The 15,503-nt window shown below is 53.4% G+C and carries 20 protein-coding genes and 1 pseudogene; 4 read left to right on the top strand and 17 right to left on the bottom strand.

Annotated features, from left to right (window positions below):
- Position 1: 1 nt before the first annotated feature.
- Genes flgA through K3727_00445 form a run of 7 tightly spaced genes read right to left on the bottom strand, consistent with a single transcriptional unit; the run spans position 2 to position 3,331 of the window.
- Positions 2-421: a flagellar basal body P-ring formation protein FlgA gene (gene flgA / locus K3727_00475; protein UWQ91330.1), complete on the bottom strand. Its 420-nt coding sequence runs from the start codon at positions 419-421 to the stop codon at positions 2-4.
- Entirely contained in the window at positions 421-1,206 is a 786-nt protein-coding gene (gene flgG, locus K3727_00470) for a flagellar basal-body rod protein FlgG (protein UWQ91329.1), read from the bottom strand. Before flgG ends, flgA begins: the two co-directional genes overlap by 1 nt.
- Before the next feature lie 21 nt (positions 1,207-1,227).
- Positions 1,228-1,944 (bottom strand): flagellar hook-basal body complex protein, encoded by a 717-nt coding sequence (locus K3727_00465; GenBank protein UWQ91328.1) that lies wholly within the window; start codon positions 1,942-1,944, stop codon positions 1,228-1,230.
- Complete coding sequence (locus K3727_00460) at positions 1,944-2,216, bottom strand: flagellar biosynthetic protein FliQ (protein UWQ91327.1); 273 nt, start codon at positions 2,214-2,216, stop codon at positions 1,944-1,946. The genes K3727_00465 and K3727_00460 overlap by 1 nt, the downstream gene beginning before the upstream one ends.
- Position 2,217: 1 nt before the next feature.
- On the bottom strand, positions 2,218-2,508 hold the full coding sequence (fliE, locus tag K3727_00455) for a flagellar hook-basal body complex protein FliE (protein UWQ91326.1): 291 nt from the start codon (positions 2,506-2,508) through the stop codon (positions 2,218-2,220).
- Positions 2,509-2,527: 19 nt separating this feature from the next.
- A complete protein-coding gene (gene flgC / locus K3727_00450; protein UWQ91325.1) occupies positions 2,528-2,920 on the bottom strand; it encodes a flagellar basal body rod protein FlgC in 393 nt (130 codons plus the stop codon).
- A gap of 15 nt (positions 2,921-2,935) precedes the next feature.
- Positions 2,936-3,331: a FlgB family protein gene (locus tag K3727_00445; GenBank protein ID UWQ91324.1), complete on the bottom strand. Its 396-nt coding sequence runs from the start codon at positions 3,329-3,331 to the stop codon at positions 2,936-2,938.
- An 87-nt stretch (positions 3,332-3,418) separates the two neighbouring features.
- Between K3727_00445 and K3727_00440 the strand changes: the two genes are divergently transcribed.
- Positions 3,419-4,756, top strand: coding sequence for a FliI/YscN family ATPase (locus K3727_00440; GenBank protein UWQ91323.1), 1,338 nt, complete (start codon positions 3,419-3,421; stop codon positions 4,754-4,756).
- 85 nt (positions 4,757-4,841) lie between these two features.
- Here K3727_00440 and K3727_00435 read toward each other — a convergent pair.
- From K3727_00435 to K3727_00405, 7 genes and pseudogenes are all read right to left on the bottom strand, one after another.
- Positions 4,842-5,006, bottom strand: a pseudogene (locus tag K3727_00435) (IS3 family transposase).
- 104 nt (positions 5,007-5,110) lie between these two features.
- Entirely contained in the window at positions 5,111-5,911 is an 801-nt protein-coding gene (locus tag K3727_00430) for a DUF1217 domain-containing protein (protein UWQ91322.1), read from the bottom strand.
- The gene (gene flbT, locus K3727_00425; GenBank protein ID UWQ91321.1) at positions 5,908-6,312 is read right to left on the bottom strand and encodes a flagellar biosynthesis repressor FlbT; all 405 of its coding nucleotides are present in this window, start codon (positions 6,310-6,312) and stop codon (positions 5,908-5,910) included. The genes K3727_00430 and flbT overlap by 4 nt, the downstream gene beginning before the upstream one ends.
- 1 nt (position 6,313) lies before the next feature.
- Positions 6,314-6,685, bottom strand: coding sequence for a flagellar biosynthesis regulator FlaF (flaF, locus tag K3727_00420; GenBank protein UWQ91320.1), 372 nt, complete (start codon positions 6,683-6,685; stop codon positions 6,314-6,316).
- A 71-nt stretch (positions 6,686-6,756) separates the two neighbouring features.
- Positions 6,757-7,965 (bottom strand): flagellin, encoded by a 1,209-nt coding sequence (locus K3727_00415; GenBank protein ID UWQ91319.1) that lies wholly within the window; start codon positions 7,963-7,965, stop codon positions 6,757-6,759.
- Between the two features lie 204 nt (positions 7,966-8,169).
- Positions 8,170-8,529, bottom strand: a complete 360-nt coding sequence (locus K3727_00410; protein UWQ91318.1) for a flagellar protein FlgN — start codon at positions 8,527-8,529, stop codon at positions 8,170-8,172.
- The gene (locus K3727_00405; protein UWQ91317.1) at positions 8,522-8,797 is read right to left on the bottom strand and encodes a rod-binding protein; all 276 of its coding nucleotides are present in this window, start codon (positions 8,795-8,797) and stop codon (positions 8,522-8,524) included. Before K3727_00405 ends, K3727_00410 begins: the two co-directional genes overlap by 8 nt.
- An 84-nt stretch (positions 8,798-8,881) precedes the next feature.
- On the opposite strand from K3727_00405, the gene K3727_00400 reads away from it, so the two are divergent.
- The 3 genes from K3727_00400 to K3727_00390 all read left to right on the top strand — a co-directional run bounded on the left by K3727_00400 (position 8,882) and on the right by K3727_00390 (position 12,578).
- Positions 8,882-10,972 carry a flagellar hook-length control protein FliK gene (locus tag K3727_00400; protein ID UWQ91316.1) on the top strand — a complete coding sequence of 697 codons (2,091 nt, stop codon included), beginning with the start codon at positions 8,882-8,884 and terminating at the stop codon, positions 10,970-10,972.
- Between the two features lie 4 nt (positions 10,973-10,976).
- Positions 10,977-11,636, top strand: a complete 660-nt coding sequence (gene flgD, locus K3727_00395) for a flagellar hook assembly protein FlgD (protein ID UWQ91315.1) — start codon at positions 10,977-10,979, stop codon at positions 11,634-11,636.
- A gap of 165 nt (positions 11,637-11,801) precedes the next feature.
- Positions 11,802-12,578, top strand: coding sequence for an aminoglycoside phosphotransferase family protein (locus K3727_00390; protein UWQ93216.1), 777 nt, complete (start codon positions 11,802-11,804; stop codon positions 12,576-12,578).
- Between the two features lie 58 nt (positions 12,579-12,636).
- Here K3727_00390 and K3727_00385 read toward each other — a convergent pair whose 3' ends face one another.
- From K3727_00385 to K3727_00375, 3 genes are read right to left on the bottom strand one after another with little or no spacing between them, the layout of a single operon-like run.
- A complete protein-coding gene (locus K3727_00385; protein ID UWQ91314.1) occupies positions 12,637-13,452 on the bottom strand; it encodes an ABC transporter permease subunit in 816 nt (271 codons plus the stop codon).
- Positions 13,449-14,330, bottom strand: a complete 882-nt coding sequence (locus tag K3727_00380; protein ID UWQ93215.1) for an ABC transporter permease subunit — start codon at positions 14,328-14,330, stop codon at positions 13,449-13,451. Before K3727_00380 ends, K3727_00385 begins: the two co-directional genes overlap by 4 nt.
- A complete protein-coding gene (locus tag K3727_00375) occupies positions 14,330-15,457 on the bottom strand; it encodes an ABC transporter ATP-binding protein (GenBank protein ID UWQ91313.1) in 1,128 nt (375 codons plus the stop codon). The genes K3727_00380 and K3727_00375 overlap by 1 nt, the downstream gene beginning before the upstream one ends.
- Positions 15,458-15,503: the final 46 nt, after the last annotated feature.

Genomic DNA, 15,503 nt, shown 5'->3' with positions numbered 1-15,503 from the left:
ATCACTTTACCTCAACCGTACCATCTGTCCTGATCTTCCCAAAAACGGTCGATCGGGATTGCATATTCATGACCCGAAGGGTTTCGCCGACAGAGCCTCGGCCCAACGAACGCCCTTCGGTCACGATTTTCAGACCGCCCTGCACAAAAACCAATGTGACCAAGTCATTGCGTTCGACAATGGCTGGCGGGCCTATGTCACCAGGGCGCAATGGGCGTCCGGGATACAGGGCGACCCGTGCTTCCAAGCCAACGACATTTGCGGGATTTGACAGGGCACCTGCCAGATCGACCCGTTTGATCATCAGATCTTCGGGCGCAATGATTTCCTTGGCCCGGATTGTGCGCACCGGAACCAGGATATCGGCCCAAGCCGGGAGCGCCATTGCGGTCAGCAAAGTCATGAGAAGGGTTCGTTTCATCAGCGCACCTGTGTCGTCGCGCCCATCATCTGGTCGACGGCCGATATCACTTTGGCGTTCATTTCATACCCGCGCTGTGCTTCGATCAGTTCGGTTACTTCGCGAACAGCATCAACCGAGCTGTCTTCCAGGTATCCCTGACGCAAGGTCCCCAACCCGTCCGAACCGGCTTCAGACAACAGCGGTGGCCCTGAGGCTTCGGTTTCGGCAAACAGATTGCTCCCCATGGCTTCGAGCCCTTTGGCGTTGGTGAAACCAGCAAGAACAAATTGTCCAAGCAACTGGCCCTCGGCCGTGTCATCGAAGTAGGCATATACCTCGCCAGTGGCGTTGATCGAAATGCTACGTGCATCAGAAGGGATCGTTACTTCCGGCGATACCGTGTGCCCGTCGGAAGTAACGATCAACCCTTCGGCAGACCGTTTCAACCCGCCGTCGCGCGTGTAGGCCGAGAGTCCGGATGGCAGCGTGACTTCGAGATACCCGTTGCCTTCGATCGCGACATCCAGATCATTGCCAGTCGCAGACAAAGCCCCCTGGGCAAGATGAACAGTCACTGCCGTGGGGCGTACCCCCAGCCCGAGCTGGACCCCTGTCGGGAGAACTGTTCCATCGGACGCATTTACTGTGCCTGCGCGTGCCATCTGCTGATAATGCAAATCGGCGAATTCTGCGCGACGCGCATTGTAACCTGTGGTGTTCATATTGGCGAGGTTGTTAGAGATCGTTTCGACGCGCATTTGCTGCGCGCTCATGCCTGTAGCCGCAATTTTCAAGGCTCGCATTTTGGGTCTCCTTCTCAGAGGTTAGCGAAGCATGGATTTGACAGCATTCCGGATCCGTTCGTCTTCGGATTCAAGAAAACTCTGGCCAAGCTCGTAGGCGCGTTGAATTTCAATCATTCGGGAAATCTGAAGGATTGGATTGACATTGGACCCTTCGAGAAACCCTTGAATGATTTGGGCATTTAATGCGGGTTCAACGTCACCACCGGGGTCGAACATGACACCATCTTCGCGTTTCATGGCGGTTGTTTCCGTGGCCTGAAACAGGCCTATCTGACCCAAAAGACGACCATCTGCGCTGACCGTGCCGTCGCTGGCAAAATGTATCTTCCCGGTATCAGATGGAACAAAAATTGGGGCTTCACCTGCATCGAGAACCCGGTACCCATCGGGCGTCACAAGGTCGCCGTCAGCATTTGCTGAAAAGGCTCCAGCCCGGGTCAGCCGGTTTCCACTGGGTGTTTCGACCATAAAAAAACCGTCGCCTTCGATTGCCAGATCAAAGGTCCCGTTTGTTTGGGTCAATGCACCCTGGGACAGGGATGTATCATGGGCCTGCGCCCGTGCCATCGACAGCGATGGGGATCCATCACTTGTCGATTTGACGTATTCGGAGAAAATCACACCTTCTTGTCGGAATCCGGTCGTTGCAGAGTTTGCAATGTTGTTGGCAACAACCTGCATTTCCTGCATCAAACCGGATTGCCGCGATAGCGTAGCATAGCCTGCCGTTTCCATCAGGAACCTCCTGCAATGAGCGGTATGATCTGGCTGCCAAAAAAGGACACCAGCGTGTGAGTCATAAAATTCATGGACAGCCAAAAGACGATCACGATGGCGACCAGCTTTGGTACAAAAGTTAGCGTCATTTCCTGAATGGATGTCAGAGCCTGGAACAAACCAATGGCCAGACCAACAACCAAGGCAACGGTGAGGATCGGGAACGAGATGATTACTGCTGTCCACAAGCCCTGCCGCAACGTGTCAAAAATGACTCCGTCCGTTAACATGTCAAACCGGCATTCTCAGGATTTCCTGATAAGCTTCGACGACCTTGTTGCGCACGGTTACGGCGGTTTCGACGGCCAGTTCGGTCTGTGCCAGCGCCTGTACCAAGGCATGAGGGTCCGCGCCACCTGTCATGGCTGCGATAGACGTCTGTTCACTGCCATGCAGGGTGGCTGCAAAATCCTGAAATGTCGATTTGAATGCCGATGCGTTTCCCTGAAAATCGGGGTCGGTTTGGGTTGCGGGTTTGGCGGCCGCATAGCCGCTGGCAGCGGAAAGACTGCGAATATCCATTCTGGATCTCCTTGGTTGATTAACGACGTAATAGGTCCATCAGCGATGACGACATTTGTCGCGCTTGATCGAACATCTTCAGATTTGCTTCATAGCTGCGTTGAGCTTCTCGTGCGTCGGCCAGCTCGATCATGAGATCGACGTTTGATGCCTCGAAATATCCCGTTTCATTCGCCATGGGGTGCGACGGATCATAAACTTGGCGCAATGTGCTTTGGTCCAATTGGACCCGACCCGCAGCCACGGTTTCGACACCACTGGACAGATCGCGTTTGGTTTCAAAGGCGATCGTTTTGCGCCGATATCCTGGTGTATCAACGTTTGACAGGTTTTCGGAAACATGCCGCAGCCGTGAGGCTTGTGCCTTCAATGCGCTGGCTGTCACGTTTAATGCGTCGGAGAGATCACTCATCTGGATACCTGTGAATTAGGAGCGACCAAGGCTGGTTCGCAAAATGTTCAGGGATGATTTGTAGATCGCCAGCGCCCTGTCATGCTCACGCTTGGCCTCTGCTGCTTTGAGCATTTCAGTTTCCAGGGAAACACTGTTTTCGCCAGAACTTAACTGGCTGGATGTTGTTGCTTCTGTTGCGGATAGAAGAGAGGAAGACTGGCCGTTTAGATGTCGGGTGCGGCTAGCCACCATCGTATCCGGCCGACCGCCCTCGGCGGATTCCACGAGTTGGCGAAATGAGACCAGATCTTTGGCCATGTAACCCGGAGTGTCTGCGTTTGCGACATTCGCGGAAATAACAGCTTGGCGCTTGCCGGCATGCGTAGCCATGGCATGTGCCAATTGAAAAACATTCAGTTTTGAAAACACCGGGGCTTCTCCCTCGACCAATCTCAATCAAGGCTTAACCCCGATTCCTTTAGAAATTGTTTTCAGGAAATTGTTTGGAGTTCCCCAATGAACGAAACCTTGCGAATGTTGCGAAATGTTGTCGCGAGCAAACCGTTGGCGCGACCTGTGGGGCGTGTGGTCGCGGTTCAGGGGGGCAGTATCAAACTGTCCGGGCTCGCTCAGGACGCTTGCATCGGAGATCTGTTGGAACTGAAACGTTTGAACGGAACTACGTTGAACGGCGAAGTGATTCAGATTGAAGATGAAACTGTTTTCATGCTGCCGGAAACCACGCCTGAAAAGGTAGCAGTCGGTGACCCCGCGGCTTTGTCGCCTGTCCCTGATTTTGCACCTTGTGGTCAATGGATCGGTCGCATGATTGATCCGTTCGGTCGACCTTTGGATGGTCGACCGCTGGGGCCCGGCGCTATGTCTCATGACGTGCTTGCGCCGCCGCCCCAAGCCGCAAAACGCAAGCCATTGGGAGATCGTCTCGCAACTGGTTTGGCTGTTCTGAACACGATTTTGCCAATTGTACGTGGACAAAGAATTGGCCTTTTTGCCGGCTCCGGAGTCGGGAAGTCTCGACTTTTGTCATCCCTGGCAAACGGGATGCAGGCCGATGTGGTTGTAATTGCCTTGATCGGCGAACGAGGGCGCGAAGTGAATGAATTCGTTCACCGTGTTTTGGGGCCAGAGGGAATGAAGCGATCAATCATCGTAGTTGCCACCTCTGACCAACCCGCCACAACGCGGCGCAGGTGCGCATGGGCCGCCATGGCAGTCGCTGAACATTTTCGCGATCAGGGTCAAAACGTTTTGTTTCTGGCCGATTCAGTTACCCGATTTGCCGAAGCACACCGCGAAATTTCGACTCTTTCTGGTGAAGTGCCCGCTTTGCGAGGGTATCCGCCATCATTGTCACCGTTGTTGACGGCCCTGTGCGAGCGCGCTGGCCCAGGGAGCAATGGTCAGGGAGACATAACTGCGGTGTTTAGTGTTCTGGTTGCAGGATCTGACATGGAAGAGCCTGTTGCTGATATCCTGCGGGGGACACTGGATGGGCATATCTTGCTGGATCGCAGCATTGCGGAACGGGGTAGGTTTCCGGCGATTGATGTGGCGCGCTCGGTCTCTCGATCACTACCGGATGCGGCGACAGAGAAGGAAAATGTACTCATTTCGGAAACGCGCAAGCTCTTAGGCGCTTATGAACAATCAGAAGTGATGATCAAGGCTGGGCTGTACCAGGCGGGGACAGACACCAAACTGGATCAGGCCGTTCAAATCTGGGACGAGTTGGATGCTTTTTTTGCGAAATCCGATGATGTCGGAATTTCGAATAGTTTTGATCGCCTGAGCGTTATCCTACGACGGGCCGGTATCCAACCTGCGAGCAGATAAGACACTCGAACCCTGGCGAATACACATGCCAATCTTGTTGAGAAAGGAGCTTCTGGGTCCCAAGTAACAAGTATGATGGATTGAACCCCTTGGGTGGCGCACGGAATACGATCGCCATCGCCAGGGACCGTATCGCTACATCCCGTTTCATTCGATTGCTCACAGCCCAGCCGATCACGCGCCTGAAATGCGGGTCGAGGATCACGGCGAGAGACAATCAGCCTTCACGGGGCCACACATAGCTGATGTCCACTCGTTTGAATAACTGGGGCTCTGTATCACCTGCGTATCTGTTAGTGGATACGTGCACCCGTGTGTTCGACGTCAAATTTTAGGACATAAAACGACTAGACTTCAGAAATTGCTATTTTGTAGCAAAATCAAAGCGGTGGATGCGGAAGAGACAGACGCGCCAATTTGGGATATCTGGGATCGAGCGAGAAACCTGATAGTCACATCTTCGATACCAGCATCGGTGCTGAACTGGGCGAAGGTCGAGCTCCCGAAATTGGCAACTGCACGGTCTTTGAAGATTCCCAACTGCTGATCAATGTCCAGCTGACCCGTTGCAGAAGGCAAGCCTAGCGCAGTTTCAAATACCTGGCGCAAAGGTGGGTTTCCCATGACAGTGAACCATTTGGCATCTTCGCTCATGTCGCCAGTAGCCAGGTCTTTCAGCGATCGTTGCATGTTCAATGCCAGCCGCATGTCATTATTTTGCTCCCCCACGGCAACCTCGAAAGACTGTTCCCTGAAGCGATCAACAATGTTTTGCATGTCTGTTGAGTTGACGGTCTTTGGGACAGAGCTTGGACCGAAGCCAAAGGCGTCAGAGAAGTCTTTGTATCTTTCATCTGCAAGTCGGTTCGCCAGCGCATCTTCAGCAGATGTTCCGTCAGACAGGATTTTTTGCACGAAGTAGCGATTGTTGATGTCATCCTCGAGCCCGAAGGCTCCAAGAGCAACCCTCAGGAGGCGCCGATCCGAGACAAGGTCTTCAGCTGATTGGATTGCGCCGATGTTTTCGGCAAAATACTCTGCGTCCCTTTTCAGGACTGGGTCTTTTGAAAAGGATGAAAACTGGCGGTCGTAGGTTTGCTGGAGAAAGCGCCACCCCTGAATTCCGCCTGCTGGAATGATTGGTTGCAGTGTCACGTGGCGTGCGCGGCCATGAGCCGGTCCTCTCGGGGTATCAGCGACCGCAATGCTTTGAGGCACCGATAGTGGTGTTCTTGGATCAATGCGTCTGTAGCTTCAGCCAAGGACGCCCGGCTGTCGTGATCGGTAAAGACCTGGCTCAGCTCTTCGATACGACGCAGCAATGGCAGTCGTGCATCCGTAGGATTACTATCCCCCGTCAGGACAAGTTGGGCTGCATAGCAAACCCGGCGGACAGGGGTTGTGGCCTCCTCCGGGTGTATGGCCTCTCTGAGGCGCAGAATATTGGCGTCGGGCGTCACAACAGACAGTCGGCTGCGACGGTCGCCATTCTCAATCACGGCACCATTGATCAAAATGCGCTCTTTTGGCGCCAATTTCAGAACCAGTCCCGACATTTCAGATATCTCCTCCTCTCATGCCGCGCAATACTGAGGTATTGATCTCGACAAGGGCATCCACGGTTTCCTGTTTGGCCAGAACTCGGGATGTGTGATGGCGTGTAAATTCGGCCAGATAAAACAGACGTGCCTTTAAGTCAGAAGGGAGCGGATTATTAGCATCGGCGACTTCGACCGCAAAAATGTCCCAGAGCTTTCGATTGTCATGCAGGGCTTCGACCAGAGACCGATAGCCAGTTGGTCCTTTCTGGGCGGAGCTACGAATTTTATGAGTTATTCGAGCCATTGCGTCATACTCAATATCCTTGGAGGTCCGCGTTGGCGCAGAAGCTGTGGAATAGGCGCGTTGGGCCTTCATCGTGGCGTTCACGTCATTTCCTTACATGTAATTATCAGGGGCTGGCGAAGTGCGGGGCGCGTCGCTGCGCCCCGCCGTGTTTGTTACCGGAACAACGACAGGATTGACTGTGGTGCCTGGTTCGCGATCGACAGAGACTGGGTTGCCAGTTGCTGCTGTGTTTGCAAGGCCTGCAAGCGCGCGGAGGCTGCTTCCATATCGGCATCAACCATCGAGCCAATGCCTGATTTGAGTGAATCGGTCAGCTTGCCGATAAAATCAGCCTGCGTATCGATCCGCCCCTGTGCGGAACCAAAGGCGGCCGACGCATCAATTGCCGTGTCGATCAGAGCTTCGATTGCGCCCAACGCGGCCCCGGCACCAACACCGGTGCTGACATCAATTCCAGCCATCGCACCCAGTCCGCCAGAACCAGCGTTCACAAATTGTGCTGAGAACGAAATGTCGGCACCTGTTGCGTTGGCCACTGACAGGGTGCCAGCAGTGCCGGAGTCGTAGTCAATTGTCAGACCGGTAATTCCCAGATCGTCAATGGCGTTTTTGAGACCCAGGGCAACGATATCACCAGTGGTTGTCGCCGCCGCGTCATCTGCCGTTACGGTGTATGAAATCGTCTGGTCATCAATTGCCACGATGACTTTGTCACCCGCTACAAATGCACCAGAGGACTCGTCCGTGACCAATGCAGTCGCCGAAGTCGCACCATTGTCAATTGCTTCGGCGACACGATCCAGGTCTCCCGATGCACCGGTCGATCCGTCAAATACCTGCTTGGTTACATAGGCACCGGACGACAGATCCTGATTGCTGACTGTAATGCTGGACGCTGTGACGTTGCCAGCAGCGTCGCGATCCAGAGACGACAAGATCGACGAAGAGCCGGTCGAACTCACAAGATTCAGTCCATTGAACTGCGCGGCAGCAACCACGGAATTGATCTGATTTTTCAGCGCAGTCACGTCATCGTTGATTTTGCCCCGGTCTACGTTGTCTTCTTGTGCAGCAACGATTTTGCCCTTCATCTGGGTCAAAAGGTCGGTTACGGTTTCCGATGCTTGCCGGGCCACAGCAACAGTGGACTGCCCCAGATTCAGACTGTCCGAAATGGCCTTGAAACCTTGAACGTCCGAGTCCATCACTTTGGAGATCGCCCAGACGGCAGAGTTGTCCTTGGCCGTTGCAACCGATTTCCCGGTCGAGATTTCCGACTGGGTTTGAGCGAGGTTCTTGTTTACTGATTTCAGAGTCTGCAATGCAACCATTGCGCTGTTGTTCGTCAGAATGCTGGACATGCTTCTATCCTTTAGTCATGGGGCTTTTAAGCCCGGTTTCATCCCGCCCCCATAGGACGGACCAAGTGTCGTTCTGACTGTTGCGATTCACTTTCTAATCGCGCCACCACTTGCTGGGTGCAGGGGCAGATTGGCGCGATATGTGCTAATGGAATGCTAAGCTTGGCCAACTGGATAGATCGTATTTTCATAAACACAGTCGCTTCAGGCCCGCTTTTCCAGCTTGGCGGTTGCCATCATGCCGTACCGGGTTTTGCGACCGGTTTCATCATAGACATCCAGGCCTTCGCGGGCTTTGCGCAGTTCAGCCATTCGCCCGGCGACGGCTTGAATCCCAGCCAGCGCACTGTTCAACAGCAACTGATTTCTCTCAAGTTTGGTCTGTGTCTGCTCAAGCACAGACCGCTCCAGCTGATCCAAGGCATTCAGATTGTCGATCAGAACTTCTTTGCGGGGAACGATTTCTGTTAATTGTGCGAGATCACCAGATACAAGCGCCTTGCGTTCGTGTTCGAGAAGGCTGTCAAGCTGATCAATCAAATGTTGGCTGGTTTGTTTAGACATCCGAGGCCTCCTTCATGGCTTGAAACAGTGATTCGGCGAGCCCGATTCCACCGGAACGGGCCATTTCACGCGCTTGGGCTTGCACCAAAAAGCTCGAGAATTGATCTTCTCCGCTTCCGCCACCAAAGGCATTGGGGGTCTCACCAAGCCCGGCTGATTTCAGCATTTCAGCCAAAAATGTAGCTTCCAATTCCTGTGCAGCCTGATGCATAGGGCTTGGCTGCCCTGTCGTAGTAACTTGAGGGGGGGGGATGGAAATGAGTGTCATCTGCGACCTCCGGTTTACAAAGTTTCGAATTGCTTCAACTTTTTCAGGATGCAGCAAGGGCGGTTAAAAAGACGGTAACCGAAATTGCCTATTGCTATGGGCAACGTGAAAGAATTCCGGTGTGAAATGCAGATTTTGATCAATCAGGTGTCACAGATGGCACTGCAAACAGATATCAAGTCCGAGTCGACTGCTAGCATCCCGTTGTCCAAAGCTGCGGCATTTCAGTCCGTTTTTGATCAACAGGCGGGTATCAAGACGAACGGCCGTCATCCGGACGTTTTTGGAACGGAAACGCTGACCCTGCCTGACCCAGAGAACGAAGGCATTGTTCTTTCGGATGATCCTGCCCACCCCGAGGCCAACGTGGATCAGGACGTCGATGAATCAACGCTGGAAAATCCGAATGTGCGTGAAACTCGCTTGCTCGACCAGTCTGAGACTCAGCCCGGTACTAGAACTCTGATTGGACACGAGAAAGCCGCTGAGAATTTTGTGGCTTCTGTCAGAGACAACGTGCCGCAACAGGAGAATATGCCTGATAAGCAAGGGGAGAACAGCAACAATCCCGAAGTTCCAATCGATAGTGCATCTGGTCCTGCAATCATGTTTTCCATGATTGCACGTACCACAGGTGAAATGCGAACTCACACGATGCAGCGTATTGCTGAACCTTCCGATGTATTGGACGTTCGAGCCCACACAGAGGAACAGGGTGCATCTAATCAACCGGATCCGCGTTCCAGGCCATCTTTGAACGCGACGCCGAACACCGAGAATGATTCGCCACCGAGCGCGGTTCAGGTAGAGGCCGAGACTGTGCGTTCGGGTAAAATGAATCCTCAGGACCCGGTTGGAAATTTGGCGGGTGCCATGACAGAAAACAGAGATTCCGACCTCTCGATCGATCATCAAAACGCGGATTTTATTGGGGCATCTAATCCAGAGATTATGCAGCGGACAGTGGGTTCAGAAGTCCGAACGGCACCGCAAATGCTGGGGACTACAGCCACACTGAGGGCTGAAGGTGGTCAGGTGTCTCTAGGTGACCCTGATTTGGGTCGACGGGCCGTTTTTGCTCTGGCGGATGAGGTTCACCCTGCTGCCAAAAACTGGGCCGCTGCTGGGCAGGCCGATGTCGATCGTCTTGATATATCTCAGAGCACAGTGACGGGCCAGTTCCATGTCGATCGGTCCGCGGTGGGTCATTTGGAATTGGGGCGCTCTATTAATGGGCTGGGTGCAATTGTTGGCCAACTTGACTCTGGTCGCTCTGGCACGGGACAGAGTGCGGGTTTGAGCCAGGATGACATTGGTCGCCCCGCTGATGCGCCGAGCCCAGTTTTCGGTCAGGTTGATGCAAGTCGCCGGATCTCGGGCCAGAGCATGGTGCCAGCAGCGACGCCCCCTGAGCAAAACCATACGGCAGAGATGCAGGCTGAAGTACGGCTCCCGGAGCCAAATAATAGTAACATAGCCGAGCTTGAGGCGAAAAACTGGGGAGATTCTGGGCGATTCGCATCCACGTTGCTTGCGCCGCAACTGGCGAACGCCAGCAGTTCCAACCGACAAACAGCTGGCCGAGAATGGGCTGTTCAACCCACAGAGATCGCCGCCACGCGTTCGCACTTTGGACTGGAGGCAGAATCCACGTCAGCGACCATTGTAAAAGAAGTATTGGTGGATGTGCCCGAGTTTGCAGAGCGCGGGTCACGTAGTGACGTTCAGTTTCCCATAGATGTGAAAAATGTTTCTCCTCTCGCATCCAGGGCAGAGGTCTACCGCTCTGTCGTCACCCAGATGCAGGATGCAATGGCCAGATCGGGTACTCGTCCAGTCGAAATTGCATTGAATCCAGAGGAATTGGGAAATGTCAGAATAGCCCTGACTCTATCGGACGCCACGATCGGAGTTTCGATTGTAGCCGAGCGATCTGAAACATTGGAATTGCTGCGGCGAAACGTTGATCAACTGCTGAGTGATTTTAAGGACATGGGATATGACGATATCAATCTGGATTTCTCCGGAAGCGGTCAAAAACCTGAACATTCACCAGAAGCGGAGACCAGAGAAGACAATGTTGGGGAGGCTATGGGCGACACGGGGGAGCATGTGCAAGGTTCGTCCAAAGGGCAGTCGGCTGTGGTCACAAATGGGTTGGACATAAGGATTTGAAGCAATGGTAAACGCAGTTTCGCAGGTACAGACAACGACCACTCCGCAACCCGCAGCAACCAATACGTCTGCGTTGACTTCTGATTTCGAAACATTCTTGAAAATGCTCACGGCGCAAGCCCGTTACCAGGATCCGTTGGAACCGATCGATTCCACGGAATATGCGGCGCAACTGGCCCAATTTTCCATGGTTGAGCAGCAAGTAAAGACCAACGATTCTCTTACGTCGTTGGTTGGGTCGATCGGAACGTCTCAATTTTCGGCAATGTCGAATTGGGTTGGGATGGAAGCCAGGGCGGCAATGCCGGGTCATTTTGACGGAAGCCCGATAACGATTTCACCTAATCCGGCTGCGGTTTCGGACAGTGTGGAGCTGGTGGTCACGGACAGCAGCGGAGCAGAGGTTCAAAGATTACCGCTTCCTGTTTCCGCGGAGCCGTATCACTGGGATGGGTTGAACAGCTCAGGCGCTGCATTTCCCTCGGGCAATTACAGTTTCACTGTCGAAAGCCGACAAGGCGGTGACGTCATCCTAACCGAACCGGCGCAGATTTATGCGCGTGTACAGGAAGCGCAGATACAAAATGGAGAAGTGATCTTGATCCTTCCGGGCGGGCAGGCGATCTTGTCCTCTGCGGTAACGGCGCTTCGCGAACCAGTTTAACAGGCGATGATTCTATAAACCGCTCCTGTTTGCCGCCGGGGACTTCGGGTGGCACCCGATTGTGGGAGCGGTAGTCTGTCAGGTTTGCAAACAGAGTACGAAGCCCGGTTCTTTGCGTGGCTGGTTGGCAGGGGTGTCCTCGCGCCATCCGATAGACTTCAGCCTTTGGTTGGTGGTCGCTCCAATTACGTCTGGCGAGTTCTGGGACAAACAAGCTGCGTCCTAAAATTATATGGGCTAGGTTCGCGTAACCCGTTGTTTTCCAATGACCCCGATCGCGAAGTATCCAGCCTCAAGGCGCTGGCTGGAACCGGAATGGCTCCCAGGTTGCTGGATGAAGGTGCATTCGAGGGGCGAAGATGGATTCTTTACACACATGTGACGGGGGATACGTGGCGCAGAGGCGCAGAGCATGTTGCACAACTCTTGGGAAGACTGCACGACCAACCGTATTTTGGAACATCGCCAAAAGGTCCAAATGGTAGCCAACAAATTGGCACTGCAGCGTTTTACATTCTGGACCGTTGTTTCGGGGCTGAACGGCAACAGATTCAGGATGCACGCCCGTTGGTTTTTGTCCCCAAAACCAACTTCATAACATTTATTCACGGTGATCCTGTTCCAGGGAACATTGTGGAACATGATGGGACATTGACATTGATCGACTGGCAATGCCCCGTTTTGGGCGATCCGGCTGAAGATCTGGCAATTTTCGCGTCACCTGCGATGCAATTGTTGTACCGCGGTGCGCCCTTGTCCGACCAAGAAAAAGAGGCTTTCTTTCAGGCCTACCCTGACCGGCAAGTGGTAGAGCGTTTTCAACTGTTGAAGCCTTGGTTCCACTGGAGAATGGCGGCCTATTGCTTGTGGAAAACTGAACAAGGGCAACAGGAATATCTGGACGCGATGTATCTGGAATTGGAAGCCTTGCGTAGGGCCTGAGTGGGTATTGAGTCGAAGAGCCCGTTTTCTTCGAATACCAAACGGGCTCTGTGATTTGTCATGCGCGCGCGGCTTCCTGTTCATCGCGTTTTTGTTTTAACGTCTGACGTTTACTGACCAGAGATGCAGTCAGTACACCGACCGTGACAATGGCAATCATGATTGTGGAAAGGGCGTTGATTTCCGGACTAACCCCCAGGCGAACGGCCGAAAAAATCTTGATCGGCAAAGTGGTCGCAGAGGGGCCGGACGTAAAGGAAGCAATGACCAGATCATCCAGCGATAGGGTAAAGGCCAACAGCCATCCCGAAATTACGGCAGGCGCGATAATTGGCAGCGTCACCAATCGAAAGGCTTCTCCTGGAGAACATCCCAAGTCCAGGGCGGCTTCCTCAAGAGACCTGTCAAATGTAACCAGCCGGGAAGACACGACTACCGATACATAGCACATGGAGAATGTGGTATGTGCCAGAACGATGGTCAACACGCCCCGGTCCAGACCAATGCCGATGAACAACAACAGCAAAGACAGTCCGGTGATCACTTCGGGCATCACCAGTGGCGCGTAGATCATTCCTGAAAATAACGTTCTCCCCAGAAACCGGCCACTACGCACCATCACATAGGCAGCCATCGTGCCAAGCACCGTCGCAATGGTTGATGAGAGGACCGCTACCTTCAGCGTCACCCAAGCCGCACTCAAAAAGGCCTCGTTCTGGATCAGCTCACCGTACCACTTGGTCGAGAACCCGGCCCAGACGGTGACCAGCTTGCTTTCGTTGAAGCTGAAGATGATCAGGATGATCATCGGGATATAGAGAAACGCGAACCCCAAAGTCAGAGAAACGACGTTGAACCAACTGAACCTGTTCATTGTTCCGCCTCCTGTTGTTTCTGCTGGTTGCGCTGGAACAAAACGATCGGAATCACAAGGATCAGCAACAGGACAACAGCCACTGCGCTGGCAACGGGCCAATCGCGATTCGAGAAGAACTCTTCCCACAGAACCTTGCCGATCATCAAAGTGCCGGAACCTCCCAACAACGATGGGATCACGAATTCACCCAATGCAGGGATAAAGACGAGAAACGAACCTGCGATAATCCCGGGTCGGGATAGGGGAATGGTAACCATCCAGAATGCAGTCAGGCGAGAGCACCCGAGATCCTCGGCGGCTTCGATCAATGACCCGTCCAGGCGTTCCAAGGCAGAATAGATCGGCAGAATCATGAATGGCAGATAAGTATAGACAATCCCGATATAGACAGCCGTGTTGGTGTTCAGAATGGTCAACGGAGTGGAAATCACACCAATCCACAGCAGAAATTGGTTAAGAAAACCTTCGTTGCTGAGAATCCCCATCCAGGCATAGACCCGGATCAGAAAACTGGTCCAAAAGGGAAGGATGACCAGCATCATCAACGTCGGGCGCCACTCGGATGGCGCACGCGCCATGCCATAGGCGATCGGGAAGCCGACAAACAGCGTCAGGACCGTTGAAATCAATGCGATTTTAAGACTGCTTAGATAGGCTTTCCAATACAGATCATCTTCAGTTAGAAAAATGAAATTTTCGAAGTCCAACTGGGACAGCAGCGCTCCGATCCCTTCATCCCATGAGAACTGTGGAAAATACGGGGGGCGGGCCAGGGCCGCATCACTCAGCGAGATTTTGAGGACGATGACAAACGGCACCAAAAATAGGGCCAGAAGCCATAGATACGGAACGGCGATCAGAACAAAACGGCGCATCATTCAGCCAATAGAACGCCTGCGGTTGCCGTCCAGGACAACCAAACAGTGTCTTCCCATGTAAAACTGCGACGCGCGATACGCCGGGTATTGGCCGTCTGCGCCTTGATCGTGTCCCCGGACGGCAATTCCACATAGTAAGTCGAAATGTTGCCGAGATAGGCAATGTCCAGGATACGCCCTTGTACTGTGTTATCGGCGTTTTCAGGTCGTTCAGCCGAGATGGTCACCTTCTCTGGTCGAATTGCCAGATTGCAGGTCTGCCCATCGGAAAAACTACTGTTCGAAATGGCGTGCAGCGGAGCCTGATCTTCGGCCCAGCGAATGGCGTAGCTGTCTTCGCCATTCGGCGTAGTTGTGCCTTGGATAATGTTCACATCACCAATGAAATCAGCGACATAGACAGAATTTGGTGTTTCATAAATTCGATCCGGAGTGGCAACCTGGATGATCCTTCCATGATCCATGACGGCCACGCGGGATGCGACGGTCATGGCTTCTTCTTGGTCATGGGTGACGATGACGAAGGTGGTTCCGGTTTTCTCTTGGATGTCCATCAGTTCAAATTGAGTGTCCTGCCGCAGCTTTTTATCCAGGGCACCCAGCGGTTCGTCCAGCAGCAGCAACTTTGGGGCTTTGGCTAAAGATCGGGCTAGAGCCACACGCTGACGCTGCCCACCTGAAATCTGATGAGGTTTGCGCCGGGCGAATTTCTCTAACCGAGTCAAACGCAACATCTCTTCGACCCGATCATGAATGTCATTTTTGGGCATGCCTTCCCGTTTCAGGCCAAAGGCAATGTTTTCCCAGACAGACAAATGCGGAAACAAGGCATAGGATTGGAACATCATGTTTGTGGCGCGTTTGTTTGGTGGTGTCGGGGCGATGTCCTTTCCAGCCAGTTCGATTGTGCCTTCGGTTGGGGTTTCAAACCCCGCGAGCATGCGCATCATTGTGGTCTTGCCGCATCCGGAAGGGCCCAGCAGCGCAAAGAATTCCTGTTCAAAGATGTCCAGAGTCAGATCGTCGATGGCAACAAAGTCGCCAAATCGTTTGGTGACATTCTGAAAATGGATCAGCGGTCTGGCCTCGGGGTCTTCCCAGGGTGCAAAAACGGATGAAGTCACGAAAACCCCCAATTTGGTCAGCTTCGCAAGCCGCGCCTGTGCGGCG

The sequence above is a fragment of the Rhodobacteraceae bacterium M382 genome (assembly GCA_025141015.1).
GTDB classification, from domain to species: Bacteria; Pseudomonadota; Alphaproteobacteria; order Rhodobacterales; family Rhodobacteraceae; genus Aliisedimentitalea; species Aliisedimentitalea scapharcae.
Note: the sequence above shows the minus strand (reverse complement) of the source record. Positions and strands in the feature narration are given on the sequence as shown.